Origin of the sequence: Actinomadura rubrobrunea NBRC 15275, from assembly GCF_001552235.1 — a bacterium.
Lineage (GTDB): Bacteria > Actinomycetota > Actinomycetes > Streptosporangiales > Streptosporangiaceae > Spirillospora > Spirillospora viridilutea.
In genome coordinates, this window is the sequence record NZ_BCQU01000002.1 from 1 (window position 1) to 26,020 (window position 26,020).

20 protein-coding genes are annotated in these 26,020 nt (G+C 74.2%); 6 read left to right on the top strand and 14 right to left on the bottom strand.

What is annotated here, in order from left to right:
• Positions 1–92 precede the first annotated feature (92 nt).
• From AR3_RS00780 to AR3_RS00810, 7 genes are all read right to left on the bottom strand, one after another.
• Positions 93–1,043: an electron transfer flavoprotein subunit alpha/FixB family protein gene (locus AR3_RS00780; protein WP_067906902.1), complete on the bottom strand. Its 951-nt coding sequence runs from the start codon at positions 1,041–1,043 to the stop codon at positions 93–95.
• 24 nt (positions 1,044–1,067) lie between these two features.
• Positions 1,068–1,847, bottom strand: coding sequence for an electron transfer flavoprotein subunit beta/FixA family protein (locus tag AR3_RS00785; protein ID WP_067906904.1), 780 nt, complete (start codon positions 1,845–1,847; stop codon positions 1,068–1,070).
• Positions 1,848–2,130: 283 nt separating this feature from the next.
• Positions 2,131–3,444, bottom strand: coding sequence for a protein kinase domain-containing protein (locus tag AR3_RS00790; RefSeq protein ID WP_067906906.1), 1,314 nt, complete (start codon positions 3,442–3,444; stop codon positions 2,131–2,133).
• A 42-nt stretch (positions 3,445–3,486) separates the two neighbouring features.
• Positions 3,487–5,445 (bottom strand): serine/threonine-protein kinase, encoded by a 1,959-nt coding sequence (locus tag AR3_RS00795; RefSeq protein WP_083950804.1) that lies wholly within the window; start codon positions 5,443–5,445, stop codon positions 3,487–3,489.
• 55 nt (positions 5,446–5,500) lie between these two features.
• Entirely contained in the window at positions 5,501–6,325 is an 825-nt protein-coding gene (locus tag AR3_RS00800; protein ID WP_083950805.1) for a serine/threonine-protein kinase, read from the bottom strand.
• 146 nt (positions 6,326–6,471) lie between these two features.
• On the bottom strand, positions 6,472–7,266 hold the full coding sequence (locus AR3_RS00805) for an SDR family NAD(P)-dependent oxidoreductase (RefSeq protein WP_067906912.1): 795 nt from the start codon (positions 7,264–7,266) through the stop codon (positions 6,472–6,474).
• Between the two features lie 106 nt (positions 7,267–7,372).
• Complete coding sequence (locus AR3_RS00810) at positions 7,373–8,155, bottom strand: enoyl-CoA hydratase/isomerase family protein (protein WP_067906914.1); 783 nt, start codon at positions 8,153–8,155, stop codon at positions 7,373–7,375.
• Between the two features lie 150 nt (positions 8,156–8,305).
• Between AR3_RS00810 and AR3_RS00815 the strand changes: the two genes are divergently transcribed.
• Both AR3_RS00815 and AR3_RS00820 read left to right on the top strand, forming a co-directional pair.
• On the top strand, positions 8,306–11,368 hold the full coding sequence (locus tag AR3_RS00815; RefSeq protein WP_067906916.1) for a DEAD/DEAH box helicase: 3,063 nt from the start codon (positions 8,306–8,308) through the stop codon (positions 11,366–11,368).
• Positions 11,368–12,210: an SWIM zinc finger family protein gene (locus AR3_RS00820; protein WP_067906919.1), complete on the top strand. Its 843-nt coding sequence runs from the start codon at positions 11,368–11,370 to the stop codon at positions 12,208–12,210. The genes AR3_RS00815 and AR3_RS00820 overlap by 1 nt, the downstream gene beginning before the upstream one ends.
• Before the next feature lie 45 nt (positions 12,211–12,255).
• Here AR3_RS00820 and AR3_RS00825 read toward each other — a convergent pair whose 3' ends face one another.
• From AR3_RS00825 to glgP, 6 genes are all read right to left on the bottom strand, one after another.
• The gene (locus AR3_RS00825; protein WP_067906921.1) at positions 12,256–12,453 is read right to left on the bottom strand and encodes a hypothetical protein; all 198 of its coding nucleotides are present in this window, start codon (positions 12,451–12,453) and stop codon (positions 12,256–12,258) included.
• 141 nt (positions 12,454–12,594) lie between these two features.
• Positions 12,595–13,437 (bottom strand): M55 family metallopeptidase, encoded by an 843-nt coding sequence (locus tag AR3_RS00830; RefSeq protein ID WP_067906923.1) that lies wholly within the window; start codon positions 13,435–13,437, stop codon positions 12,595–12,597.
• 67 nt (positions 13,438–13,504) lie between these two features.
• Positions 13,505–14,722: a sensor histidine kinase gene (locus AR3_RS00835; RefSeq protein ID WP_227023134.1), complete on the bottom strand. Its 1,218-nt coding sequence runs from the start codon at positions 14,720–14,722 to the stop codon at positions 13,505–13,507.
• A 126-nt stretch (positions 14,723–14,848) separates the two neighbouring features.
• The gene (locus AR3_RS00840; protein ID WP_067906925.1) at positions 14,849–15,400 is read right to left on the bottom strand and encodes a hypothetical protein; all 552 of its coding nucleotides are present in this window, start codon (positions 15,398–15,400) and stop codon (positions 14,849–14,851) included.
• The gene (locus AR3_RS00845) at positions 15,397–16,014 is read right to left on the bottom strand and encodes a hypothetical protein (RefSeq protein WP_067906927.1); all 618 of its coding nucleotides are present in this window, start codon (positions 16,012–16,014) and stop codon (positions 15,397–15,399) included. The genes AR3_RS00840 and AR3_RS00845 overlap by 4 nt, the downstream gene beginning before the upstream one ends.
• A 35-nt stretch (positions 16,015–16,049) precedes the next feature.
• Complete coding sequence (glgP, locus tag AR3_RS00850; RefSeq protein WP_067906929.1) at positions 16,050–18,662, bottom strand: alpha-glucan family phosphorylase; 2,613 nt, start codon at positions 18,660–18,662, stop codon at positions 16,050–16,052.
• A 538-nt stretch (positions 18,663–19,200) separates the two neighbouring features.
• Between glgP and AR3_RS00855 the strand changes: the two genes are divergently transcribed.
• From AR3_RS00855 to AR3_RS00865, 3 genes are all read left to right on the top strand, one after another.
• On the top strand, positions 19,201–21,225 hold the full coding sequence (locus AR3_RS00855; protein ID WP_227023146.1) for an alpha-1,4-glucan--maltose-1-phosphate maltosyltransferase: 2,025 nt from the start codon (positions 19,201–19,203) through the stop codon (positions 21,223–21,225).
• 245 nt (positions 21,226–21,470) lie between these two features.
• Complete coding sequence (treS, locus tag AR3_RS00860; RefSeq protein WP_067907096.1) at positions 21,471–23,246, top strand: maltose alpha-D-glucosyltransferase; 1,776 nt, start codon at positions 21,471–21,473, stop codon at positions 23,244–23,246.
• A 2-nt stretch (positions 23,247–23,248) separates the two neighbouring features.
• Positions 23,249–24,751 carry a maltokinase N-terminal cap-like domain-containing protein gene (locus AR3_RS00865; protein WP_067906931.1) on the top strand — a complete coding sequence of 501 codons (1,503 nt, stop codon included), beginning with the start codon at positions 23,249–23,251 and terminating at the stop codon, positions 24,749–24,751.
• 73 nt (positions 24,752–24,824) lie between these two features.
• Here the strand turns inward: AR3_RS00865 and AR3_RS00870 are convergent, their stop codons facing one another.
• Complete coding sequence (locus tag AR3_RS00870) at positions 24,825–25,598, bottom strand: GntR family transcriptional regulator (RefSeq protein ID WP_067906933.1); 774 nt, start codon at positions 25,596–25,598, stop codon at positions 24,825–24,827.
• Positions 25,599–25,800: 202 nt separating this feature from the next.
• Here AR3_RS00870 and AR3_RS00875 point away from each other — a divergent pair, with 202 nt between their 5' ends.
• Entirely contained in the window at positions 25,801–26,019 is a 219-nt protein-coding gene (locus tag AR3_RS00875) for a hypothetical protein (RefSeq protein WP_067906935.1), read from the top strand.
• Position 26,020 lies beyond the last annotated feature (1 nt).

A 26,020-nucleotide genomic window follows, 5' to 3' on the forward strand; every position in this document is an offset into this window, starting at 1 on the left:
GGCGCGGCGCCGCGGGCGCAGGGCCGCCCACGGCGCGTGCGACACGGCGACGCCCCGCCGGGCCGCGGCCGGGCGGGGCGTCGCGCGGACGGTCACTTGCGCTTCTTGATCTCTTCGGTCAGCTGGGGGGCCACCTGGAACAGGTCGCCCACCACGCCGTAGTCGACCAGCTCGAAGATCGGCGCCTCGGGGTCCTTGTTGATGGCGACGATCGTCTTGGAGGTCTGCATGCCGGCCCGGTGCTGGATGGCGCCGGAGATGCCGACCGCGATGTACAGCTGCGGCGAGACGGTCTTGCCGGTCTGGCCGACCTGGAACTGGTGCGGGTACCAGCCGGCGTCGGTGGCGGCGCGGGAGGCGCCGACGGCCCCGCCGAGCGCGTCGGCCAGGTCCTCGATGATCTTGAAGTTCTCGGCGCTGCCGACGCCGCGCCCGCCGGAGACCACGATCGCGGCCTCGGTGAGGTCCGGGCGCTCGCCCTTCTCCTGGACGACCCGCTCCACGATCTTGGCGGCCTTGTCGGCGTCCGACAGGGTCACCGACACCTGCTCCTCGGCCGGGGCGGCCGGGGCGGCCTCGGGCGCGATCGCGTTGGGCCGCACCGCGATGATCGGCGTGCCCTTGGTGACCTTGGCGTGCGCGATGATCGCGCCACCGAAGATCGAGTGCTCGCCGACGAAGCCCTCGGCGACGTCCACCACGTCGGTGAGCACGCCGGACCCGGTCTTGACCGCCAGGCGCCCGGCGACCTCCTTGCCCTCGCCGGTCGCCGACACCAGCACGGCGCCGGGCGAGGCGCTCTGCACCAGCTGCGCCAGCAGCGCGGCCTTGGGGGCGACGACGTAGGAGGTCAGCTCCTCGTCGGCGGCGACGTAGACCTTGGCGGCGCCGTACTCGGCCAGCTTGTCCTTGGCGCCCTCGTAGCCCGGGCCGACCCAGACCGCCGCGGGCTCGCCGAGGCGCCGCGCGAGGGTCAGCAGCTCGAGGGTGACCTTCTTGACCTCACCGTCGACGTGGTCGACGAGGACGAGAATCTCGGCCATCGGTTCGCTAGTCCCCTTCCCCGCTCAGACGAACTTCTTCGACGCGAGGAACTCGGCGATCTTGATGCCGCCGTCGCCCTCGTCGGTGACGATCTCACCCTTGCTGCGCGGCGGGGCCTCGGCGAAGTCCACGACCGCGGTGGCCGCGTTGGCCAGCCCCACCTGTCCGGCGTCGATGCCGGCGTCGGCGATGCCGAGCGTCTCCACCGGCTTCTTCTTGGCCGCCATGATCCCCTTGAACGAGGGGTAGCGCGGCTCGTTGATCTTCTCGACGACGCTGACCACCGCGGGCAGGGTCGCCTCGACCTTGTCGTAGCCGTAGTCGGTCTGGCGCTGCACGGTGATGGACGTGCCGTTGATCTCCACCTTGTTGGCCAGCGACAGCTGCGGCACGCCGAGCCGCTCGGCCAGCATCGCGGCCAGCAGCCCCGTGCGCGCGTCCGTCGACTCCGAGCCCAGCACCACCAGGTCGAACCCGGTGCGGCCGAGCACCTGCTGGATGGCGTACGAGGTCTGCAGCGCGTCGGAGCCGGCGAGGGCGTCGTCGACGAGGTGCACGGCCTTGTCCGCGCCCATGGCCAGGGCCTTGCGGATCGAGTCCGTCGCCTTGTCGGGGCCCATGGTGAGGACGGTCACCTCGCCGCCGTGGGCCTCCTTGATGCGCAGCGCCTCCTCGATGGCGTACTCGTCGAGCTCGTTGATGACACCGTCCGCGGCGGCACGGTCCAACGTGCTGTCCTCGGACTTGAGCTTGCGCGGGCTCTCGGTGTCGGGAACCTGCTTCACCAGGACGACGATGTTCATGGCCGGTGGCCGACCTCCCTGCACTCAGTTCGGCCGCGTATCAAGCGGCGGAGGCGCCGCCCCTGGGACGGGTCGACGCGACGGGCTGATGCCTCACAGCCTGCCAAACTCCCGAACGGGCTTCGGCCCCGGGGGACGGTTTTCCGGCTGCACGCCTCATGTTACCCGCGGGTAATCAGCGCGCAAACTCGCCCTGGACGCCCCCGCCCCGCGGCGCCGGACCGCTCCAGGCGCCCCGGACGCGCCGGGTGATCCTGACCGCATCGCGCGCGGCCGGGGCCGGTCAGTGCAGGGCGGCCTGCAGGCGCCCGACCGTGTTCTCCAAGGACGTCTGCAGCCCGTACATCGGGGCGAAGCTCGGCGTCAGGGAGATCGCGCCCACCACGGCCAGGAAGGCCAGCATGCCGAGCGCGACCCCGGCCAGGGCGAGCCGGCGCGGCGAGCGGGCCACGGCCGCGCACCGCCGCTCCAGCTGCCGGTACGGCGCGGTGACGCCCGGCGCCGTCCACAGCGCGCACACCCCGGCGCCCGCGGCGAAGGCGCACACCTCCAGCGGGTCGATCTCCACGCGCAGCGCCGACAACGCGACCATGCCCCCGCCGACCCCCAGCGCGAACACCGCCGCGTACGGGAGCGTCGCCGCCGTGCGGACCAGCGCGAGCAGCCGGCGGCGGACGCCCAGCGCGGCCGACCAGCGCAGCGCGGTCACCGCGGCCGCCGACAGCAGCGTCCCCGCCAGCGGCAGCGTGATCGCGAGCCCCACCGCGACCACCACGATCATGGCCGACAGCAGCCGCGCCCACCCGCGCACGACCGACGCCGCGTGACCGGATCCGAACACCGTCGCCGCCGCGGGCGCCGAGATCACCGGGCCCTGCCCCGCGGCCGCCGGGACGGGGATCGGGGGCGGCGGCGCGGACGGCCCAGCGTCGACGGCCGCGACCGCGTCGGCCGCCTCCGCCGCGGACGGCGGCCGCGCCGACAGCGCCGCCGTCAGCACCGGCCGCAGGCCGTCCGGCACGTCCGCGACGTCCGGGATCGCGTCGGCGTCGGCGACGCCGCGGTCGCCCGTCGCGGCGAAGACGACGGTGCGCGCCCACGCGCGCAGATCCCGGGCCGCGCCCTCGTCGTGCGGGTTCAGGCCGTAGTCGATGATGACGGGGGCGCCGTCGATCACCAGGACCGTGTCGGGGCCGAGGGCGCCGTGCGTGAGGCCCGTCTCGTGGACGGCGGCGAGGGCCTTGGCCATGCCGAGGGCGAGCCGGTGCAGGGCCGCGCCCCGCAGCGGCCCCTGCTCGGCCACCACGTCGGCGAGCGCCCGCCCTGGCACGAAACGGCTGACGACATAGGGCGGGTCGGCGGCGGCGTCGCCGTCCAGGACGTCCACCGCGTACGGGCTCTGCACCCGGCGCATGCGTTCGATGTCGCGGTGCAGGCGTTCGGGCGGGAGCGCGGCCGCGCCGTCCGCGAGCACCCGGATCGCCACGTCGCGCCCGCCGGGATCGGCCGCCCGGTAGACCGTTCCGGTGGGGCCGCCCAGCCGGGCCAGCAGCCGATAGGGGCCGATCTGCCGTAGTTGCCTGGTCTCCCCGCTCATCGGATCGCCACCTTACCGAGCGGCCGCACGCGCAGGGCCCGCTCAGAAGAACGGGAATCCGGCGATCAGGTCGTCGACGTCGCTGCGCAGGCTCTCCAGCGACTGGCTCATCCCGTCCAGCGGGGTGGTGTCGGGAGGCTGCTGCCGGGAGAGCGACACCAGCACCCCGGTGAAGACGCCCAGGATGAGCACCGCGCCCAGGGCCGCCTCCGTGCGCGGCAGCACCGCGCCCCAGATGCGCGCGAGTTGCCGCCGCGGCGGCGCGCTGCCGGGCGCCAGGGTGAGCAGGACGATGACGGCCATGCTGCTGTAGGCGATGGCCCGCGAGGCCGTCATGTCGGGAACGACGAACATCAGCGCGGCCAGCAGGATCAGGCCCGCGAACACGGCCAGCGACGTCAGCAGCCCCGTGACCAGCACCGCCCCCGGAAGGTGCAGCGGGGTCTTGAACGCCGCCGCCACCGCGTCGCCGGACCTCGGGCCGCGCCGTGTGCGCTTGTCCTCCATGCCGCGGGCCGCCTTGTCCGCCATGCGCAGCAGCAGCACTCCCGCGACGGTCACGCCCACGGCGAGCAGAGGCGCGATGTTGGCGAACCCCAGCAGGGCCGCCAGGACGAGGAAGCTGAGCACCCGATACCAGCCGTAGGGCTTGCTCCTGGGCTGGTCGTCCGGGCGGCGCGCGGCGTCGGCCGGGCCGCGCCGTTCCAGGTCGGTCGGGCTCGTCCCCTGGTTGTAGGGGTCGTACGGCGCGGGCGGCGGGAACTGCTCCGGCGGCTGGGTGCGGGGCGGGGGGCTCTGAGCCGGGCCGTACGGGGAGTACGTCCGCTGGTCGTACGGAGACGTCTCGTAGGGGTTCGGCTCGTAAGGGGCCGGTTCGTAGGAGGCGGGAGCGTAAGGGGTCGTGTCGTACGGGCCGGGGGCGGGCGGAGGCGCCGCCGGCGGAAGGAGGCCTTCGAAGTCCTTCGGCTGTGCGGGGGCGGGGGCGGGCGTCGGCGCGGGCAGCGGCTCGGACGGGGCGGGCCCCGGCGGCGGCTGGGACGGCGCCGGCATGGAGAACACCCGGGAGTGATCGGACGAGGCGTCCGTCTGCCGGGTCGTGCTCTCCGGGCTCGGGTAGTGCTCGTCCACCCGGGTGGTGTCGGTGATGGTGGCCTCGAAGTGGATGCGCCGGATCAGCTGCACGAGGCTGACCGCGGTGGGCCGTTCGGCCGGGTTGCGGGCCATGGCCGAGCGCAGCACCGGCAGCAGCGGCTCGGGCACCCCGTCCAGGTCGGGCGTGCCCTGCATGATCCGGTAGAAGATCGCCTCGAAGGTGCCGGAGCCGAACGGCGGCCGTCCGGTGGCGGCGAAGGCGACCGTCCCGCCCCAGGCGTGCACGTCGGACGCGGGTCCGGCGTCCTCCCCCTCGATGATCTCCGGGGCGAGGTAGCCGGGCGTGCCGATCACCATGCCGGTGGCGGTCAGCCGGGTGGCGTCGGCGGCCTGCGCGATGCCGAAGTCGATCACGATGGGCTCGTCGTCGACGAGCATGACGTTGGCCGGCTTGAGGTCGCGGTGCACGATCCCGGCGCCGTGGATGGCCGACAGCGCCGAGGCCAGGCCGACCGCCAGCCGCTGCAGGGCCTGCCCGTAGCGGGGCCCCTCCTCCTCGACGGTCTCTTCGAGGGTGCGGCCCGGGACGTACTGGGTGACGATGTACGGCTGGTCCGCGGTGACGTCGGCGTCGAGGATCTCCGCGACGTGCGGGCTGTGCACCCGCCGCATCGAGTCGACCTCGCGCGCCAGCCGCCGTCGGGCGGTGGCGTCCCCCGCCACAGCGGGACGCAGCACCTTGATGGCCACCTTGCGCCCCTCGGGGTCGGCGGCGAGGTACACCACGCCCATGCCGCCTTCCCCCAGTGTCTGGAGTACGCGGTATTGGCCTATTTGGTCCCCGGACGTGACAACCCCCTTCATCGCTGACGAAACCCTACCCTCACCCATCCCGGAGGCAGGATCCATCGGAACGGCACCTCTGGCTGACGTGTCCTCACTCGCCTGTCCTCCCCGCCCGTCCTCATGCCGCCGCGCACCGCCCGCGTCCGGGCGCGCCCATGCCCGCGGGTGCCAGCGCCCCCGCGAACCACCGCGCGGACGGCCGCCGCCGCGGTTCGCGGTCCAGCCCCAGCCGCAGCAGCCCGGCCAGGGGCTCCTCGACGCCCTCCAGGTCGGCCGTCCCGCTCACGATGCGGAGGCAGACGCCCTCCAGGGGTCCCCGGCCGAACGGCGGCCGCCCCGTCGCGGCGAACGCGATCGTGGCGGCCCACGCGAACACGTCGGACGCGGCGGTGGCGGGCCCGCCCTCGATCACCTCGGGCGCCAGGTACGCGGGGGTGCCGACGACCATGCCGGGGCGGGTCGTCTGCGCCTCGGCGGCGTCGTGGGCGAGGCCGAAGTCGATGAGCGCGGGACGCTCGCCGTGCACCATGACGTTGCCCGGGGAGACGTCGCGGTGCAGCACCCCGGCGTCGTGCACCGCCGCCACGGCCAGCGCCAGCCGCCGGGCCAGCCGCCGCAGGCGGTCGGGGCGCGGCGGCCCGTGGCCCGCCACCAGCTCGCTCAACGGGCAGCCCGGGGCGTAGGCCATGACCAGGTACGGCGGGTCGGCGTCCGCCCGGCCGTCCAGCAGGCGCGGCACGTAGGGGCTGCGCACCCGCCGCTGCGCGGCGATCTCCCGGGCCAGGCGGCGCCGCGCCGCCGGGTCGGCCGCGATCTCCGGGCGCAGCCGCTTGACCACGACCTCGCGCCCGAAGGCGTCGATCGCCGAATGCACCACGGCGGTGCCGCCCCGGCCGATCTCGCCCAACAGCCGGTGCGCGCCGAGTCGCGGTGGCGTCCCCATACCCGTTGTGACGTCGGGAACGGGGCGGACGTTCCTCACCGGACAGGAGGGGGAACCACGATCGGCCGCTTCTTGCCGCCCACTTGGCGCGACACGCCGTGCCGCCGCCCCGAACGCTTCGTGCCGGGTGCGCCACCCGAAGCAGATCAGCGCGTCTCGGCGGCCTGGCGCCACATGCGGTTGGCCGCCGCCCGCAGAAGCGAACGCGGCATGACCTTCAACGCGGGCAGCGCCGCCTTGTACTGCGCCCCCGGCACGCACAGCGCACGCCCCGCGGCCACCGCGTCCAGTCCCGCGCGGGCCACGTCCTCGCGGCGCAGCCACAGCAGGTTGGGCTCCCGGGTCTCGTCGGTGCGGGTGAACCCGGGGCACAGCGCCGTCACGTGCACGCCCGTCCCGGCGAGCTCTGCGTGCAGGCTTTCGGAGAACGCCGCCACGAAGCTCTTGGTGGCGCCGTAGACGGCGCTGCCGGGCGACGGGGCGAACCCCGCCATGGACGCGACGTTCAGCACTCCGCCCCGGCCCCGCTCGATCATCCCGGGCAGCGCGGCGTGGGTGAGCCGCATCAGCGCGACCACGTTCAGCTCCACCTGGTCGAGCTGGTCGCCCAGCGGCTGCTCGGCGAACGCCCCGAACGCGCCGTACCCGGCGTTGTTGACCAGCAGCTCCACCGGGTCGGCGCGCAGCCGATGCTCCACCTCGCCGCGCTGCGCCGGGTCGGTGAGGTCGGCGGCCAGCACCTCGACCGCCACGCGGTACCGCTCCACCAGCTCGCGGGCCAGCTCGTCCAGCCGGTCGGCGCAGCGCGCGACGAGCACCAGGTCGGTGCCGCGCCCGGCCAGGAGGCGCGCGAAGCTCTCGCCGATGCCGCTGGACGCGCCGGTGACGAGAGCGGTGCGGTACGCGGTGCGGGAAGAGCCCGGGGGGAAGGGGCTTCGCATGGCGGCCGATCGTATCCGTTGACAAGCCCTTTGACTGAGGCTGTCACGGACCTGCCGCGGCCATGTGCACCGGCGGGAACGCCGCCGGCCGGGCCCGGGGCGCGGATCAGCGGCCGGTGAAGACGGCCTTGCCCGGGCCCTTCTCGATGAAGCTGCGCATGCCGATCGCCTGGTCCTCGGTGGCGAACAGCGCGGCGAACTGCGTGCGCTCCATCTCCAGGCCGGTCTCCAGGTCGACCTCCAGGCCGGCGTCGATCACCTGCTTGGCGGCGCGCAGCGCCAGCGCCGGGCCGCCGACGAACGTCGACGCCCACTCCCGGGCGGCCGTGTAGACGTCGGCGTCCGGCACGACCCGGTCGACCAGGCCCATGGCGAGGGCCTCGGCCGCGGCGACGTGCCGCCCGGAGAAGATCAGGTCCTTGGCCTTGGCCGGGCCGACCAGCCGGGCCAGCCGCTGGGTGCCGCCCGCGCCCGGGATGATGCCGAGCTGGATCTCGGGGAAGCCGACCTTGGCGCCCTCGCCGGCCACCCGGAAGTCGGCGGCCAGCGCCACCTCGAGGCCGCCGCCGAGCGCGTACCCTGTGATCGCCGCGATGACCGGCTTGGGGATCGCGGCCAGGGCCTTGGTGAAGTCCTGCAGCAGCCGCGACGGCGCGCCGGACATCTCCGCGAACGTCAGCGGCGCCATCTCCTTGATGTCGGCGCCGGCGGCGAACACCCGCTCCCCGCCGTAGATGACCACCGCGGCGACGCTCTCGTCCTGGGTGACCTCCCGCGCCGCCTCGACGAGCTCCCGCTGCATCGGCGCGTTGAGCGCGTTCATCTTCGGCCGGTCCAGCCGGATCGTCCCGATGCCGTCCTCCACCTCGACGCGCACGAACTCGCCCACAACGACCTCCCGTGATCGGACAACGCCCCGAAGCCTAACCATGCCCGTCGGCGGGGCCGCCTCCCGTCCCCCGCATCCGCCGGAAGCGTCGGTCCTCGCTGGTAGCGTCGGGGACGCTCGGCAACCGGCTGTCTCGGGGTTTCACGTTCCATGCTCGTCGCGCACGCCACCTGGCACGGGGGCGCGCTCTGCCTGTGGGCGGAGCGCACCGGCCCGTACGCCGCCCGTCCCGACGCGCGGGATCCCGACGTGCACCCGTTCGCCACCCGCGACTTCACCGGCACCTCCTACGAGCCGCTGGTGAAGGGCGCGTTCCGGGTCGAGCTGACGCTGTCGCTGCCCACGCACGGCGATCACCCGCTGCCGTCCCCGGAGTGCGGCGCCGAGGGCGTCGTCCCGGAGGAGCTGCGGCCCTGGCGGGTGCCCGCGCTGGTGCTGGAGCCGTTCCCGGCGATGACGCTGCTGCAGCTGGCCGAGCACAGCGCCGACGTGGTGCCCGGCAGCGACCTGCGGTTCCTGTGCCTGCTGGCGGACGAGGCGATGCGGCTGGCCGGGCGGGGCCAGGTGCTGCCCGCGCTGGTGCGCGAGGACGGCGACCTGGTCGCGCGGTGGCGCCCCGTCCCGGACGATCCGGCCCGCATCGCCGACCTGGCGCGCGCGATGCCCGCCGCCTGCCGCGCCGCCGACGGCGGGCGCCCCGCCGCGGACGTGCTGCGCGAGGCGCTGTCCGGCCTGGTCGACACGGTGGTGCGGGGCGTGGTGCCGCACCCGCTCCTGCCGCCGCGCCGCGGCAAGGTGCCCGACCGCGTCCCGCTGTCCGAGCGCTGGGTGGAGGCGCTGACCGGCCCCGACCCGCGCGTGGCGCGCGAGCCCGGCGACGACCCCGACGACCTGATCGCCGAGCTGGACGCCTGGGCCGCCGCGTCCCGCCGCCCGGCCGGGCCGCTGCGCGTCTGCTTCCGCCTGATCGAGCCCGGCGCCGCGGAGGACGGCTCCCCCGCGGGCGCCGAACACCCGCGGGACGCCGACGGCGGGCGGGACGACGGCGGACAGGACGACGACGTCTGGCGCGTGGAGTTCGCGCTGCAGGGCACCGAGGACCCCAGCCTGTACGTCCCGGCCGCGACGGTCTGGGCGGGCGAGGCGACGTCGATCGCCGACGCCGAGGAGACGCTGCTCACCGGCCTCGGGCGGGCGCTGCGCCTGTTCCCCGACCTGACGCCCGCGCTCGACTCCCCCACGCCGTCCGAGCTCCTCCTCGACACGGCGGGCGCGTTCCGCTTCCTGCGGCAGGCGGCGCCGATGCTGGCCGCGGCCGGCTTCGGCGTGCTGCTGCCGCAGTGGGCGGGCAAGGCGAAGCTCGGCATGCGGCTCACCACCCGCACGCGGGACGGCGAAGACTCGGGCGCGGCGACGTCGTCGGGGTTCGACCTGCGCAGCCTGGTGGACTTCCAGTGGGACCTGGCCATCGGCGACGAGACCGTCGACGAGGCCGAGCTGGCGGAGCTCGCCCGCCTCAAGACCCCCCTGGTGCGGCTGCGCGGCCAGTGGGTCGAACTGGACGAGCGGCAGCTCCAGGCCGCCCTGGACTTCCTGCGCCGTCCCCGCCGCGGCCGGATGACCGCCGCGGAGGCGATGCGCGCGGTCGTCCACGCCGGCGACGACGCCCTGCCCCTGATCGACGTCGACGCCGACGGCGCGTTCGGCGACCTGCTGTCCGGCGAGGCCGACCGCCGCCTCGCGCCGCTGTCCACCCCCGACGGGCTGTGCGCCGAGCTGCGCCCCTACCAGCGGCGCGGGCTGGCCTGGCTGGTGTTCATGAACGACCTGGGCCTCGGCGCCGTCCTCGCCGACGACATGGGGCTAGGCAAAACGGTCTCGGTGCTGTCCCTGCTAGTGCATGAGCGGGAGGAGGTGCGGGGGGACGGCCCGCCGGGGCCGACTCTGCTGGTGGTGCCGATGTCGCTGGTGGGCAACTGGCAGCGGGAGGCGGCCAGGTTCGCGCCGAAGCTGCGCGTGTACGTGCACCACGGCACGGGGCGGCACCGCGACGACGATCTCGTCCGGGCGGCGGCGCAGGCGGATCTGGTCGTCACCACCTACGGCACGGCGGCCCGCGACGCGGCGATGCTGGCGCGCGTCGCCTGGGAGCGGGTGGTGTGCGACGAGGCGCAGGCGTTGAAGAACAGCGGCACCCGGCAGGCCCGCGCCATCCGCGGCATCCCGGCGCGCACGCGGATCGCGCTCACCGGCACGCCGGTGGAGAACCACCTGACGGAGCTGTGGTCGATCATGGAGTTCGCCAATCCGGGGCTGCTGGGGCCGCGGGCGGCGTTCCGGGAGCGGTTCGCGATCCCGATCGAGCGGGACGGGGACGAGGCCGCGGCCCAGGCGCTGCGGCGCGCCACCCGGCCGTTCGTGCTGCGCCGCCTCAAGACCGACAAGGCGATCATCTCCGACCTGCCGGAGAAGCAGGAGATCAAGGTCTACTGCAACCTGACCGCCGAGCAGGCGTCGCTGTACCAGGCCACCCTCGACGACATGCTGCAGCGCATCGCCGAAAGCGACGAGGACAAGCGGCGGGGCCTGGTGCTGGCGACGATGGCCCGGCTCAAGCAGGTGTGCAACCATCCGGCGCAGCTGCTCAAGGACGGGTCGCGGCTGCCGGGCCGCTCGGGCAAGCTCGAGCGGCTGGAGGAGATCTGCGCGCAGGTGGTCGAGCAGGGCGAGAAGGCGCTGGTGTTCACCCAGTACGCCGAGTTCGGGGCGATGCTGCGGCCGTATCTGGCGGCGCGGCTGGAGCGGCCGGTGCTGTGGCTGCACGGCGGCACGTCCCGGCGGCAGCGGGACGAGCTGGTGCGGCGCTTCCAGGAGGACGACGAGCCCGCGGTGTTCCTGCTGTCGCTGAAGGCGGCGGGGACCGGGCTGACGCTGACGGCCGCCAACCACGTGGTGCACGTCGACCGGTGGTGGAACCCGGCCGTCGAGGACCAGGCCACCGACCGCGCCTTCCGCATCGGCCAGACCAAGAACGTGCAGGTCCGCAAGCTCATCTGCGTCGGCACCCTGGAGGAGCGGATCGACGAGATGATCGACCGCAAGAAGGCGCTGGCCGAGTCGGTGGTCGGCGCCGGCGAGGACTGGCTGACCGAGCTGTCGGTCGCCGAGCTGCGCGAAGTGCTGCGCCTGTCCCCCGAGGCGGTGAGCGACTGATGAGCGGGTTCGCCGAGTACCGCCCCCCGATCCCGGTGGAGGGCGGCATCCGCGCCCGCACCCGCCGCGGCTCGATCGGCGCGCGGTGGTGGTCGCGGCGGTTCATCGACCTGATCGAGGCGTCCGGCGACACGGGACGGCTCCAGCGCGGCCGCGCCTACGCCCGCCGGGGGCAGGTGATCGACCTCAAGGTGGCGCCGTTCGAGGTGACGGCGCGCGTGCAGGGCTCGGTGGAGGAGCCGTACGAGGTGGCCGTCGGCATCGACGCCCTGACGGAGGCCGAGTGGCGGGCGGTGGAGGCGGAGCTGGCGTCCCGGGCGGTGTTCCGGGCGCGGCTGCTGGCCGGGGAGATGCCGCCGGAGATCGAGGACGTGCTGGCCGGGCTGGGGCTGTCGCTGTTCCCCGAGTCGGCGGCCGACCTGCACCTGATGTGCACCTGCCCGGATTACGGCGACCCCTGCAAGCACGCCGCCGCGGTGCTCTACCTGCTCGCCGAGGCGTTCGACGACGACCCGTTCCTGGTGCTGCAGTGGAACGGCCGCACCAAGGAGCAGCTGCTCACGGCGCTGCGGCGGCTCCCGGCCGCGGGCCCCGACCCGCTGGACGCGGACGGCCCGACCGAGGAGCCGCTGTCGCCGTCCGGCTTCTGGACGGCGCCGACGGGGCTGGCCCGCCTGCGCGAGCGTCCGCCGGCCCCGCCCGTACCCCCGGGGTTCATCCTGCGCGTGGCCGCTCCGCCGCCGGTGCGGATCCGGCGCCGCGATCTGGCGGACGTCCTCGCGCCCGCCTACGAGGCGCTCGCCTCAGCCGACTTCGACTTCGACGAACGCCGCGACGACTGACCGCGGGGGCGACGCAGGCCGTCCTCGGGTGGGGCGTCTCGCCCTCTAGTGAGGGGGCTCGGCACAGTCGGCGCAGGCCAGGACGGGTGCGCCGTCCGGCAGGTCGCCCAGCCGCACCGTGGGACGGGGCCATCGCTTCTCGCAGACCGCGCAGGCGTGACCGGCGCGCTGCGCTGCCGACAGCGGCGCGGGGTCGAGCAGCACCGCGGAGGGCTCGTGAGGGACGACTGCACCGACGTTCACATAGTCATCACCGAATGAGGCGACATTTCTGTTACGTCGGGGCGCGCTTGTGCTGACCCGGGCGCGGTGACGTCGGCCCCGCGCGCCCGGTCCTCGCGGCCGTCGGTCGCAGATGTCGGTCGCAGCCGTCGGTCGCAGCCGTCAGTCGTAGTGCAGGCCGGTGCAGCCGACCTGCCCGCCGATGGTGGCGCACACGCCGAGCAGGCCGACGATCTCCGCGTAGTCGTCGGTGGTGAACTCGGTGGTGCGCGGGCCCGCGAGCTTGACGCCGGGGATCACCGCGCAGGACTGGGCGATGGACGTCGAACTCCACTCGATGCCCAAGGTGTAGGGGGCGGGCACGGTGTACCGGCGCCAGCGGTCCGGGTCCGCCAGGGCGCGGCGCGCCGCGTCGTAGATCATCTCCTGGGCGCGGGCGGGCGGCACCAGTTCGGCGGCGTACCGGTCGCAGCCCTTCTTCACCGCGACCGTCGTCACGTCCCCGAGCACGTCGCGGGCCTCCTGGCAGGCGGCCTCGTCCCCGGTGACGAGCCCGACGGGCACGCCCAGGGTGCCCGCGTAGGCGGCCATCAGCCGGATCTCCCCCGCCACCTCGCCGTTGAGGTAGGCGTTGTGGATCTCGCGGCCCATCCAGGTGTGGTTGAGCACGCCGCGCGGCGCTCCGGCGCGGGCGTGGTAGCCGACGTACAGCGCCACGTCGAACGTGGCGTCCAGCCCTTCGGCCATGCGCATCGGCTTGTACGGGCCGCGCACGAGGGTGCAGCGCCGGTCGATGAGGTCGGCGCGCAGGTTGCGGCCCATGCCGTGCGCGTCGGTGACCACCACGGTGTCGGCGCCGGCGTCGAACGCCGCGCGGACGGCGGCGTCGGCGTCGGCGGTCATCAGCTCGCAGCCGCGTTCGTAGCCGCGGCCGGGGGCGCGCATCTCCTCGGGGTCGGTCAGACCGGAGACGCCCTCCATGTCGACCGAGACGAACACCTTCATGAGCCCTCCACCTTTCCGCCCCCTCATGGTGCCCCGGCGGCGCCGCCCGCCGCGACCGCCCGCACGGTCAGGACGCGGGGGAACGGCCGGCGGGCAGCGGCAGCCGGGCCCGCACGCGGAAGCCGCCGCCGGGGCGGCGCCGCGCGGTCAGCTCGCCGCCCAGGGCCCGCGCCCGGTCCCGCATGCCGTCGATGCCGGTGCCGCCGCCCGGCGACGGGTTCGCGGCGGCGGGGCCGTCGTCCTCGATCTCCAGCTCCAGCGCGTCGTCGCGGTAGCGGACGCGCACCCGCGCGGACGCGGCGTCGGAGTGGCGCGTGACGTTGGTGAGGGACTCCTGGACGATCCGGTAGGCGGCCAGGTCCGCCTCGGGCGGCAGCGGCCGCTCCGCGCCCTCGACGCGGACGTGCACGGCCAGCCCGGCCGCCGCGGCGCGTCCGGTCAGCTCCTCCAGGCGGGCCAGACCGGGCGCGGCGGGCGCCGCGCCCGCGTCCCGGCCGGTCTCGTCGACCTGGCGCAGCACCCCCAGGACGGCGCGCATCTCGCGCAGCGCGTCCTTGCTGGCCTGCCGGATCGCGGTGAGCGCGGCCTCGGCGCCGCCCGGGTCGCGCTGCAGGCCGTGCAGCGCCGCGTTGGCCTGCACGTTGATCAGCGAGATGCTGTGGCCGAGCACGTCGTGCAGCTCGCGGGCGATGCGCAGCCGCTCCTCGGTGGCGCGGCGGCGGGCCTCCTCCTCGCGGCCGCGCTCGGCGGCCAGCGCGCGGCGCTCGGCCTCGCGCAGGTAGGCGCGGCGGTTGCGCACCACGCCGCCGACCGCGATGACCGCGACGAACCAGCCCGCCAGCATCCACATCGCCGCGTCCTGCAGGTGGTTGACGGTGCTGGTGAGCTCGCCGAGGGCGACCAGGCCCATGGCCACGAGGCCGATCAGCACCGCGACGGCCAGGGGGCCCTCCGCGGCGACGGTGTAGAGCGCGACCACGAAGGTCAGCAGCAGCGGCCCGTCCGGCTCGGTCTTGGGGAAGTAGACCAGGCAGGCGAGCAGCGTCACCACGGCCACGGTCACGGGGCGGACGCGCCGCCAGTACAGCGCCCCGCACGCGATCATCATGAGCGGCCAGCCGAGCCAGGGGATCGGGCCGAGCCCGGCGCCGTGGGCCAGCTCGATGAGGACGACCGCGGCCGTCACGGCGAACAGGCCGGCGGCCAGCGCCGCGTCGGCGCGGCGGCCCCGCAGCGGCCACGCCCACCGCTCGGCGCGTTCGGGGGACGGCACGGCGGACGGCACGGGCCCATCCTGTCGCCCATCCTGTCGGCGCCCGCGCAGTCGACCGATTCTCTGGACTGTTCCCCTCATCACGCCTCTTGCACGATATGCCGTGTTCGCGGGGCGCCGTCCCCCGCCTCGCGGTCCTCAGAGCGACGCGGTGACGCGGCGGGCGGCGGCGACCGCGTCGCGCTCCACGGAGGCGGCGTCCTTGGCGGCCGAGGCGTACCGCACGGTGACGCGCAGGGCGCCGCGCCGCACCAGCACGGTCGTCTCGGGCAGCACGCCCCTGTCGGTGGCCGCGCACGCCACGTCCCCGAGTCCGGGCGGGCGCCCCACGGGCCCGAGCCCCGCCAGCGACGCGCATCCGCGGCGGTGGTCGGCCTCGGCCCTGCCGGACGACCACGCCTTCTCCACCATGACCTCCAGCCGCGCGGGACGGGGCGGCTCGGCCATCGCCCCGCACTCGGCCGACGTGCGGCCTCCGTCGTTGCGCACCACCGTGCCGCCGGGGACCAGCGCGTGGACGGACGCCGGCCGGCAGGGGGCGGGCAGGGTCCGCGGCTCCCCCAGCGGCAGCAGGCCGGAGATCTGCCCGACGATGACCGTCAGGGCGCCGACCGTGACGCCCCCGAACAGCCCCAGGACGATCCGTCCGGTCTGCGTGGAGGCGAGTTCCCGCAGCGACGCCTGGCTCATCGGGCCGCCTCGAGCACGCTCACCGCCAGCCGCCGCAGCGGTTCGCGCCGCCGGGCGGCCTCCCCCGTCCCGACGGCGTTCAGGAGCAGATCGCCGCGCCGGACCAGCAGGCGGTACGCCGGGGTCTCGTCGTCATAGTCCGTCCCCTCGCAGGCCGCGGCCTGGTCCCCGAGGCCGGGGACGACCTGCAGCGCGCAGGGCCGCGACCGTTCGGACAGGGCGGCGTCGAACCTCGAGCGCGCCTCCTCGGTCCCCGGCCGGACCACGATCTTCCGTTTCTTCCCCGGCTCGACGTCCTCGCTGCGGGGGCCGACCCTTTCCAGCCGCAGGGTCAGGGCGCGTTCCGACGCGCCCTTCGGGGCGAGGGCGCAGTCCGCACCGGTCCACCACTCGCTCCCCGGCTCCGCGAGCCGCGACGACGAGAGGACGACGGGGTCGGGCACCACGTCGTCCAGCAGCTCCCTGGCAGCCAGATTGCACGGCGAGCGCACGGCGCGGACGGGGTCGTCCTCCTCCGCGGAGCCGCCGCTCACCGCGTACACGGCCCCGCCGCCCAAGACCAAGCCGACGGCGGTCGCGCCCGCCACCGAACCGACGCGCAGAAAGCTGCCCATAATCCGGGGATTATCGCCGGATTATGGACGCGGCGTCACCGCAATGCGCCGTTGGGTACACGGTTCGGCTCCGGAGGCAGGGCGATGAGGCCCATCTCGGCGCGGTGCGCCAGCAGGCGGTGCCGCGGGACGACGCGGACGCTGTAGCCGAACGCGCCGCTTCTGCGCAGCGGCACCTCGCCGACGTAGCACGCCCGCCCGTCGTCGTCCGGCTCGGCCGGGGCGAGCTCCACGGACGACGGGTCGAGCAGCGTGTCGGACTCGTCGACCCTGCCGTAGACCGCCTCCACCGCCACGTCGGCCGGGTCCAGCCCGGCGAGCTCGACGACGGCGCGCACGGACAGGCGGCCGCCGACGTGCGGGCCCTCCGCCGCGTCCGCCTCCACGCGCTTCACCGCCACCCCCGGCCAGGCCTTGGCGACCCGCTGCTTCCACGCCGCCAGCTCGCGGGCGCCCGCGTACCCGTCGGCGCGCATCGCCCGCGACGCGGCCGCGGCCGGGGTGTACAGCTCGGTGACGTAGTCGCGCAGCATGCGCGAGGCCAGCACCTTCGGGCCGAGGGCGGCGAGGGTGTGCTTGACCATCTCCATCCAGCGGCGCGGCAGGCCGGAGGGGTCCCGGTCGTAGAACAGCACCGCGACCTGGTCCTCGATCAGGTCGTAGAGCGCGGCCGCCTCCAGGGCGTCGCGGCGGTCCGGCTCGTCCAGGCCGTCGGCCGACGGGATCGCCCAGCCGTTGCGGCCGTCGTACCACTCGTCCCACCAGCCGTCCCGGATGGAGAGGTTGAGGCCGCCGTTGAGCGCCGCCTTCATCCCGGACGTGCCGCACGCCTCCAGCGGCCGCAGCGGGTTGTTCATCCACACGTCGCAGCCCTGCACCAGCAGCCGCCCGAGCGCCATGTCGTAGTCGGGCAGGAACACGATGCGGTGCCGCACGTCCTCGCCGTCGGCGAACCGCACCATCTCCTGGATGAGCCGCTTGCCGCCCTCGTCGGCGGGGTGCGCCTTCCCCGCGATGACGATCTGCACGGGCCGTTCGGGGTGCAGCAGGAGCGCGCGCAGCCGCTCGGGGTCGCGCAGCATCAACGTGAGCCTCTTGTAGGACGGGACGCGGCGGGCGAACCCGATCGTCAGCACGTCGGGGTCGAGCGCCTCGTCGATCCAGGCCGTCTCGGCCTCGCCGGCGCCGCGCGACCGCCACGACGCGCGCAGCCTGCGGCGCGCCTCCGCGACGAGCCGTCCGCGCAGGGCGCGGCGCACCCGCCACAGCTCGAGGTCGGGCAGGTGCCGCAGCCGCTCCCAGCCCTTGCCGGCCTCCACCACCGACGGCGCCTCGCGCGCGACCAGGTCCAGGATCTCGCGGGCCACCCAGGTCTCCGCGTGCACGCCGTTGGTGATCGCGCCGACCGGGACGTCGGCGGTGTCGAAGCCTCCCCACAGGCCGCCGAACATCTCCCGGCTGACCAGGCCGTGCAGCCGGCTGACGCCGTTGACCCGCTGCGCCAGCCGCATGCCCATGACCGCCATGTTGAACACGGCGGGGTCGCCGTCGGGGTAGGTCTCGGCGCCCAGGTCCAGCACGCGTTCCAGCGGGACGTCGCGGTTCTCGGCGTCGCCGCCGAAGTGGCGTTCGACGAGCTCCCGCGGGAACCGGTCGATGCCCGCGGAGACCGGAGTGTGGGTGGTGAACACCGTGCCGGCGCGCACCGCCTCCAACGCCTCGTCGAACGTCAGCCCCTGTTCCGCCACCAGCTCGCGGATGCGTTCCAGGCCGAGGAACCCGGCGTGGCCCTCGTTGGTGTGGAACACCTCCGGCGCCGGGTGCCCGGTGATGCGGCAGTACGCGCGGATGGCGCGCACGCCGCCGATCCCCAGCAGCATCTCCTGCAGCAGCCGGTGGTCGCCGCCTCCCCCGTACAGCCGGTCGGTGACGTCGCGGGCGGCCCGGTCGTTGTCGTCGACGTCGGAGTCCAGCAGCAGCTGCGGGACCCGGCCGACGCGCGCCAGCCACACCTGCGCGTGCAGGCGCCGCCCCTGCGGGAGCCCGATGGTGACGCGCACCGGTGCGCCGTCGGTCTCGCGCAGCAGTGTCAGCGGCAGCCCGTCGGGGTCGATCGGCGGATAGCGCTCCAGCTGCCGGCCGTCGCGCGACAGCGACTGGGCGAAGTAGCCGTGCCGGTACAGCAGGCCCACGGCGATGATCGGCACGCCCAGGTCGCTGGCGCTCTTGAGGTGGTCGCCCGCCAGGATGCCCAGCCCGCCGGAGTACTGCGGCAGCGCCGCGGTGATCCCGTACTCGGGCGAGAAGTACGCGATCGCCCGCGCGGGACCGCCGGAATCGGCGGACGCGCCCAGGGACTGGTACCACCGGGGCGCGGTCAGGTACTCGCGCAGCTCCTCCGCGAGGTCGTCCAGCCGCCGCAGGAACCGCCGGTCGCCGGCCAGCCGCTCCAGCCTCTCCGGGGCGACCTCGCCCAGCAGGCGGACGGGATCGTGCCCGACGGCGTCCCACAGCGCGGGATCCACCGAACGGAACAGGTCCCTGGTCTCGTGGTGCCACGACCAGCGCAGGTTGAGGATCAGCTCCTCCAGCGGCCGGAGCGGCTCCGGCAGGGCGGTGCGCACGGTGAATCGTCGAATTGCCCTCACAAATGGCACGTTAGGCGCCGTCCGCGGCTGCTGGCGACCCCCGCCGCGGGGCCGCCGCCCGGCCGTCGGAGGCCGAATACGCGGGCGGGGCCGCCGGTCGCCGACCCGTACGTTACGGCGCTCCGGCGGCAGGCGCCGGTCGGCGAAGCCCCTCCGTCACACCGGTCCCCTCAGGGCGTTCTTGGAGAAAAGCTTGCTTCGCCGTTGCCCGGAGCTTCCCCCTGGAGAGTCGGAGGAACACCCGACGGTCGATATCCACCGTCCGACACGGCCGACATGTCACTTCATTTCTTTGCGCAAAATTCATGGCGGCCAGAGGTCGATGGCGGGCATGGACGTTTTGGAATTCGCAAACGGGTAGAGGTGGCGCATGCGACGTCCCGACCACGCGGTCCCCGACGCTGTATCCGACGCTGTATCCGACGCTGTATCCGACGCTGTGTCCGACGCTGTGTCCGACGCTGGGTCCGACGCTGGGTCCGACGCTGGGTCCGCCAGATCAGGGGCGGAAGCGTCCGCCCGAGGGGACGCGCCGCGCATCGGACGCATTCCGATCCTGGACGTCGAACCGGTGGTGGGCTGCGGCCGCTGGCCCGCCAAGGCGGTCGTCGGCGAAACGTTCCAGATCACCGCGACCGTGTTCCGCGAAGGGCACGAGATGCTCGGCGCCGAGGCGGTGCTGCGCGACCCCGGCGGCCGGGTGCAGCCGCCGGTCCGCATGGCCGAACTGGCCCCCGGCACCGACCGGATGGGCGCCGAGGTGACACCGACCGAGACCGGGCACTGGCACTTCCGGGTCGAGGCGTGGGGCGACCCCATCGCGCACTGGCGGCACGACGCGGAGATCAAGGTGCCGCGCGGGCAGGACGTGGAGCTGATGCTCCTCGAGGGGGCGCGGCTGTTCGAACGGGCCGCCGACGGGCTGCCGGGCAAGGACCGTCCCGCGTTCGCCCGGCTGGCCCGCACGCTGGCCGACCGCACCGTGGCGCCGACGCGGCGGCTGGAGGCGGCGATCGCGCCGGACGTGCGGGACCTGCTCGACCGCCATCCGCTGCGCGAGCTGCTCACCGTCACCGAGTGGTTCCCGCTGACGGTGCATCGCGAGCGGGCGCTCACCGGGGCGTGGTACGAGTTCTTCCCGCGGTCGGAGGGGGCGTCCTACGACCCCATGGGACGGCGCGGGCCGACGTCGGGAACGTTCCGCACCGCCATGAAGCGGCTCCCCGCGATCGCCGACATGGGCTTCGACGTGGTGTACCTGCCGCCCGTCCACCCCATCGGGCGGACCTTCCGGAAAGGCCCCAACAACACGCTGGAGGCCGGGCCGTACGACCCGGGCTCGCCCTGGGCGATCGGCTCGGAGGAGGGCGGGCACGACGCCGTCCACCCCGACCTCGGCACGATCGACGACTTCGACGCGTTCGTCCGCTACGCCGGCGACCTCGGCCTCGAGGTGGCGCTCGACCTGGCGCTGCAGTGCTCGCCCGACCACCCCTGGGTGCGCGAGCATCCCGAATGGTTCACCGCGCGCGCCGACGGCAGCATCGCCTACGCCGAGAACCCGCCGAAGAAGTACCAGGACATCTATCCCCTGAACTTCGACAACGACCCCGAGGGCATCTACCGGGAGGTGCTGCGCGTCGTCCGGCACTGGATGGACCACGGCGTGCGGATCTTCCGCGTGGACAACCCGCACACCAAGCCGGTGCCGTTCTGGGAGCGGCTGCTCGCCGAGATCGACCGCGACGACCCCGACGTGATCTTCCTGGCCGAGGCGTTCACCCGCCCGGCCATGATGCACGCCCTCGCCAAGATCGGCTTCCACCAGTCCTACACCTACTTCACCTGGAAGAACTCCCAGTGGGAACTGGAGGAGTACTTCCGGGAGCTGAGCGGGGACGCGGCGGCGTACATGCGGCCGAACGTGTTCGTCAACACGCCCGACATCCTCAACGAGTACCTGGTGCACGGCGGGCGGCCCGCGTTCGAGATCCGCGCGATCCTGGCCGCGCTGCTGTCGCCGACCTGGGGCATGTACTCCGGCTACGAGCTGATCGAGAACGTGCCGGTGCGGCCCGGCAGCGAGGAGTACCGCGACTCGGAGAAGTACCAGTACCGGCCGCGCGACTGGGAGGCCGCCGAGCGCGAGGGCCGCAGCATCGCCCCGCTGATCACCCGGCTGAACGCGTTCCGGCGCGCGCATCCGGCGCTGCACCGGCTGCGCAACCTGCGCTTCCACCACGTCGACCAGCCCGAGCTGCTCTGCTTCTCCAAACGCGTGACCGCGGCGGTGCCGACGGCCGACGCGCACGCCGACGACGGGGAGTCGGTGGTCGCGCTCGACGACGTCGTGCTGGCCGTGGTGAACCTCAACCCGCACATGGTGCGCGAGGCGACCGTCCATCTCGACCTGGCCGCGCTGGGCCTTGACCCCGACGCCGAGTTCGTGGTGACCGACGAGCTGTCGGGCGAGTCCTACACCTGGCGGCGGGCCGACTACGTGCGTCTCGACCCGCACATCCAGCCGGCCCACATCTTCACGCTCCGGAGAGACGACAGTTGAGCGACCGCGACACGCCCGCAGCACCCCCGGAAGGCCGTCATCCCGCGGACGCCGCCCGGGCTCCCCGTCCGCCGGGCGGCGCCGCCCCGCCGGACGCGGCCTCCGCGGCGGACGCCCCCGCCGCCGGCGACCCCGGCGGCCGCGCCGATCCCCCCGGACCGGACCGCGACGACCGCGCCGGGGAGGCCGTCCCGGCGGACGCCGTGCCGCGCGAGGAGTCCGTCCCCGAACTCCCGCCCGAGGCGGTGCCGGCGGCGTCCGAGCCGGTGCCCGACGCGTTCAACCCCGAGGTGCCCCGCGACCCGCACTGGTACAAGACGGCGGTCTTCTACGAGGTGCTGGTCCGCGGCTTCAACGACTCCAACAACGACGGCACGGGCGACCTGCGCGGGTTGATCGACAAGCTGGACTACCTGCAATGGCTGGGCATCAACTGCCTGTGGCTGCTGCCGATCTACCGCTCGCCGCTGCGCGACGGCGGTTACGACATCAGCGACTACACCGAGATCCTGCCCGAGTTCGGCGAGCTGGGCGACTTCGTCGAGCTCGTCGAGCAGAGCCACGCCCGCGGCATCCGCGTCATCGCCGACCTGGTCATGAACCACACCAGCGACCAGCACCCCTGGTTCCAGGCCAGCCGCACCGACCCCGACGGGCCCTACGGCGACTTCTACGTCTGGTCCGACACCGACGACGGGTACCCCGACGCCCGGGTCATCTTCGTCGACACCGAAGCGTCGAACTGGACCTACGACACCGTGCGCGGCCAGTACTACTGGCACCGCTTCTTCTCCCACCAGCCGGACCTCAACTACGACAACCCCGCCGTGCAGGAGGCGATGGTGGAGGTCCTGCGCTTCTGGCTCGACCTGGGCATCGACGGGTTCCGCTTGGACGCGGTGCCCTACCTGTACGAGCGCGAGGGCACCAACTGCGAGAACCTGCCCGAGACCCACGCCTATCTCAAACGCATCCGCGCCGAGGTCGACCGGCTCTACCCCGACCGCGTCCTGCTCGCCGAGGCCAACCAGTGGCCCGCCGACGTCGTGCAGTACTTCGGCGACCCGGCCGCCGGCGGCGACGAATGCCACATGGCGTTCCACTTCCCGGTCATGCCGCGCATCTTCATGGCCGTCCGCAGGGAGCAGCGCTACCCCGTCTCCGAGATCATGGCCCAGACCCCCAAGATCCCCGAGAACTGCCAGTGGGGCATCTTCCTGCGCAACCACGACGAGCTGACCCTGGAGATGGTCACCGACGAAGAGCGCGACTACATGTACGCCGAGTACGCCAAGGACCCGCGCATGAAGGCGAACATCGGCATCCGCCGCCGGCTGGCCCCGCTGCTCGACAACGACCGCAACCAGCTCGAGCTGTTCACCGCCCTGCTGCTGTCGCTGCCCGGGTCCCCCGTCCTGTATTACGGCGACGAGATCGGCATGGGCGACAACATCTGGCTCGGCGACCGCGACGCCGTCCGCACCCCCATGCAGTGGACCCCCGACCGCAACGCCGGGTTCTCCCGCTGCGACCCCGCCCGCCTCTACCTCCCCGTCATCATGGACCCGATCTACGGGTACCAGGCGGTCAACGTCGAGGCGCAGCAGAACAACCGCGGCTCGCTGCTGCACTGGACGCGGAAGATGATCGAAATCCGCCAGCGCCACCCGGTCTTCGGCGTCGGGTCCTATGTGGAACTGACGGCGTCCAACCCCAGCGTGCTCGCGTTCGTCCGCGAGATCGGCGAAGGCGTCTCCTCGGTCTGGAACACCGTGACCGGCGAGCGCGGCGTGCGGCGCGCCGGCGTCGACCGGGTGCTGTGCGTCAACAACCTCTCGCGGTTCCCCCAGCCCGTCGAGCTCGACCTGCGCCGCTTCCGCGGCTCCACGCCCATCGAATGCATGGGCGGCGTGCGGTTCCCGGCCATCGGGGAACTGCCGTACCTGCTCACCCTCCCCGGGCACGGCTTCTACTGGTTCCTGCTGCCAGAGCCCGGGGCCGCCGAGGAGGAGGCGATGTGACCATGCGACCGCCCGACGACGTGCTGGCCGACCTGCTGGCGGGCTGGCTGCCGCGGCAGCGGTGGTTCGCCGGCAAGGACCGCGCCATCGGCGAGATCGCCATCGGCGCCGCCACCGAGCTGCACCGCGGCCCGCCGACGGGCGGCGCCCTGGACGAGCCGGAGCTGCACCACGTGATCGCCGCGGTGCGGCAGAGCGAAGGCTGGGACCACTACCAGCTGCTGCTCGGGGTCCGGCGCGAGCTCCCGGAGCGGCTGCACTACGGGGAGATCGGCAACTTCGCCGCCGGATTCGCCGACGACGCGGGCCATCCGGCGTCGGCCCACGTGTACGACGCGGTGCACGACGTCGAGCTGACCCGGGTGCTGCTGGACAACATGGCGGCCGAGGCGACCGTCGGCCCGCTGCGGTTCCACCGGGCGCTCGGCGCCGAGGTGGAGACGGGGCTGGAGAGCGTGCCGAGCTCCGCCGAGCAGAGCAACACCTCGCTGATCTTCGGCGACGTCTACATCTGCAAGCTGTTCCGGCGGCTGTCGCCGGGCCTCAACCCGGACCTGGAGGTCAACCTGGCCCTGACGCGGGCGGGCTGCCCGCACGTGCCCGGGGTGTGCGGCTGGATCGACCTCGACCCGGCCGCCGCGCCCGCCCTGGCCGCCGGACCGGCGGCGGACGAGCCGGGCGCCGCGGAGCCGGCCACGCTGGCGATGATGTCGCGGTTCCTGCGCAGCGGCACCGACGGCTGGCACATGGCGATCACCAGCGTGCGCGACTGGTTCGCCTACGCTCCCACGGTGTGCGACGCCGCCCCGTCGACCGACGAGGACGCGGCCGCCGCCGGCGGCGACTTCGCCGCCGAGGCCGAGCGGCTCGGCGGCGCCACCGCGGCCGTCCACCGCGATCTGGCCGCCGCGTTCGGCGTGACCGAGGTGCCGGCGCGGCACGCGCGCCAGATGGCCGCGCACATGCACCGGCAGCTCGACGAGGCGATCGAGGCCGTCCCCGCGCTGGCCATGTACGAGACCGCGATCCGGGACGCGTTCGACGCGCTGGCGCGGTCGGACGCGCCGCTGACGTTCCAGCGCGTGCACGGCGACTACCACCTGGGCCAGGTGATGCGCACCGACACCGGCTGGGTCGTGCTGGACTTCGAGGGCGAGCCGGCCCGCCCGCCCGGCGAGCGGCGCGCCCTCGCCCACCCGCTGCGCGACGTGGCGGGGATGCTGCGGTCCTTCGAGTACGCGGCGCGGTTCCTGATCGCCGACCAGAGCCTGCCCTCGGACACCGCGGTCAGGCTGGAGACGCGGGCGCACACGTGGGCGGCGCGCAACCGGGAGGCGTTCTGCCGGGGCTACGCGGCCGCGGGCGGCCCGGATCCGAAGGCGCACCCGGTGCTGATGCGGGCGTTCGAGTTCGACAAGGCGGTGTACGAGATCAACTACGAGGCGCGCAACCGCCCGTCCTGGCTGCCGGTGCCGCTGCGCTCGCTGTCGCACCTGGCGCCCTGACGCCGACGCCCTGCACGGCCTGCACGTCGGCGGCGTCCCGCGGGTGCGCCGCCCGTGACGGCGCGGCGGCGCGCTAAAGGTCGATGGCGTAGTCGAGGACGACCCGGTCGGCCGGGATGACGATGTCGCGGCACACCTCCATGACCTGCGGCCCCGACAGCATCCGCCGGGTGATGGCCACCACGGGGACCCCGGCGGCCATGCGCAGCGTCTCGGTCTCCTCCGGCGTGGGCATGCGGGCCCGCACCGCCTCCTCCACCCGCGTCGGCGGATGCCCGAGGTAGCTGAGCTGGGCCAGGGTGCCGCCGGGCCACGGCTCGCGGTCGGGGTCGGCGACGGGGGTGCCGCCCACCAGGTCCCACGGCAGGTAGTTCACCGAGATCTGCTGCGGCTCCTCGCGGGCGTAGAACACGAAGCGGCGGCGCAGCAGCTCGGTGCCGACCGGCAGCTCGAACAGCCCCGCCAGCTCGGGGTCGGCGCGGGTGCGGGCGAACCGCCGGTCCAGGCGGTACTCGTCCCAGCCGATGCGCTGGTCGTGGGTGAAGGTCGTCGTGGGCGGCCCGGCCGCCGGGCCGGCCGGCACGCGGGCGACCGCGCGGTAGCGGTCCATGGCGACCCGGCGCACCCGGGGCCGCGCGCGCACGACGGTGCCGCCGCCCCGCCGGGTCTCGACCAGCCCCTCGCCCCGCAGCAGGGCGATCGCCTGGCGGACCACGATCTCCGAGACGCCGTGCGCGGCGCGCAGCTGCGCGATCGTCGGCAGCCTCGACCCCGGCGGGTAGCCGCCGTCCCGGATCCGGTCGCGCAGGGTGTCGGCTATCCGGAGGTAGGCCGGACGGTCCGGCACCGCTATCACCTCTCCTCATCCGAGCCCGCCGCCGACCGCCGCGCACGGCGGGCGCGCCGGAGTCCCGGCCGGTCGCGGCCCGGCCGCCCCGCCCCTCCCCGCTATCCGCAGGGAGACGGTCCGCTTACGCACAGCTTGACACCTCTTCTGCTGAGTAGACTTTTGTATACAGAACATCACTCCTGGGGAAAGGACGACCTTGATGGGCGACTTCGATGAGCTGAAGGCGGCCATTGAGGCGGAATTTCCCGGATGGCTGGTCTGGCGCAGCGACGCGGGGCGCTGGTACGCCACGCGCAGCGGCGACCTCACCGACGCCCAGCTGCAGGCGGGATACGCGATGACGGTGGCGGCCGACGACCCGGACGGCCTCCGCCGACTGCTGCGCGACCAGTCGCACCGGGACCCCGGGGAGATCTGAG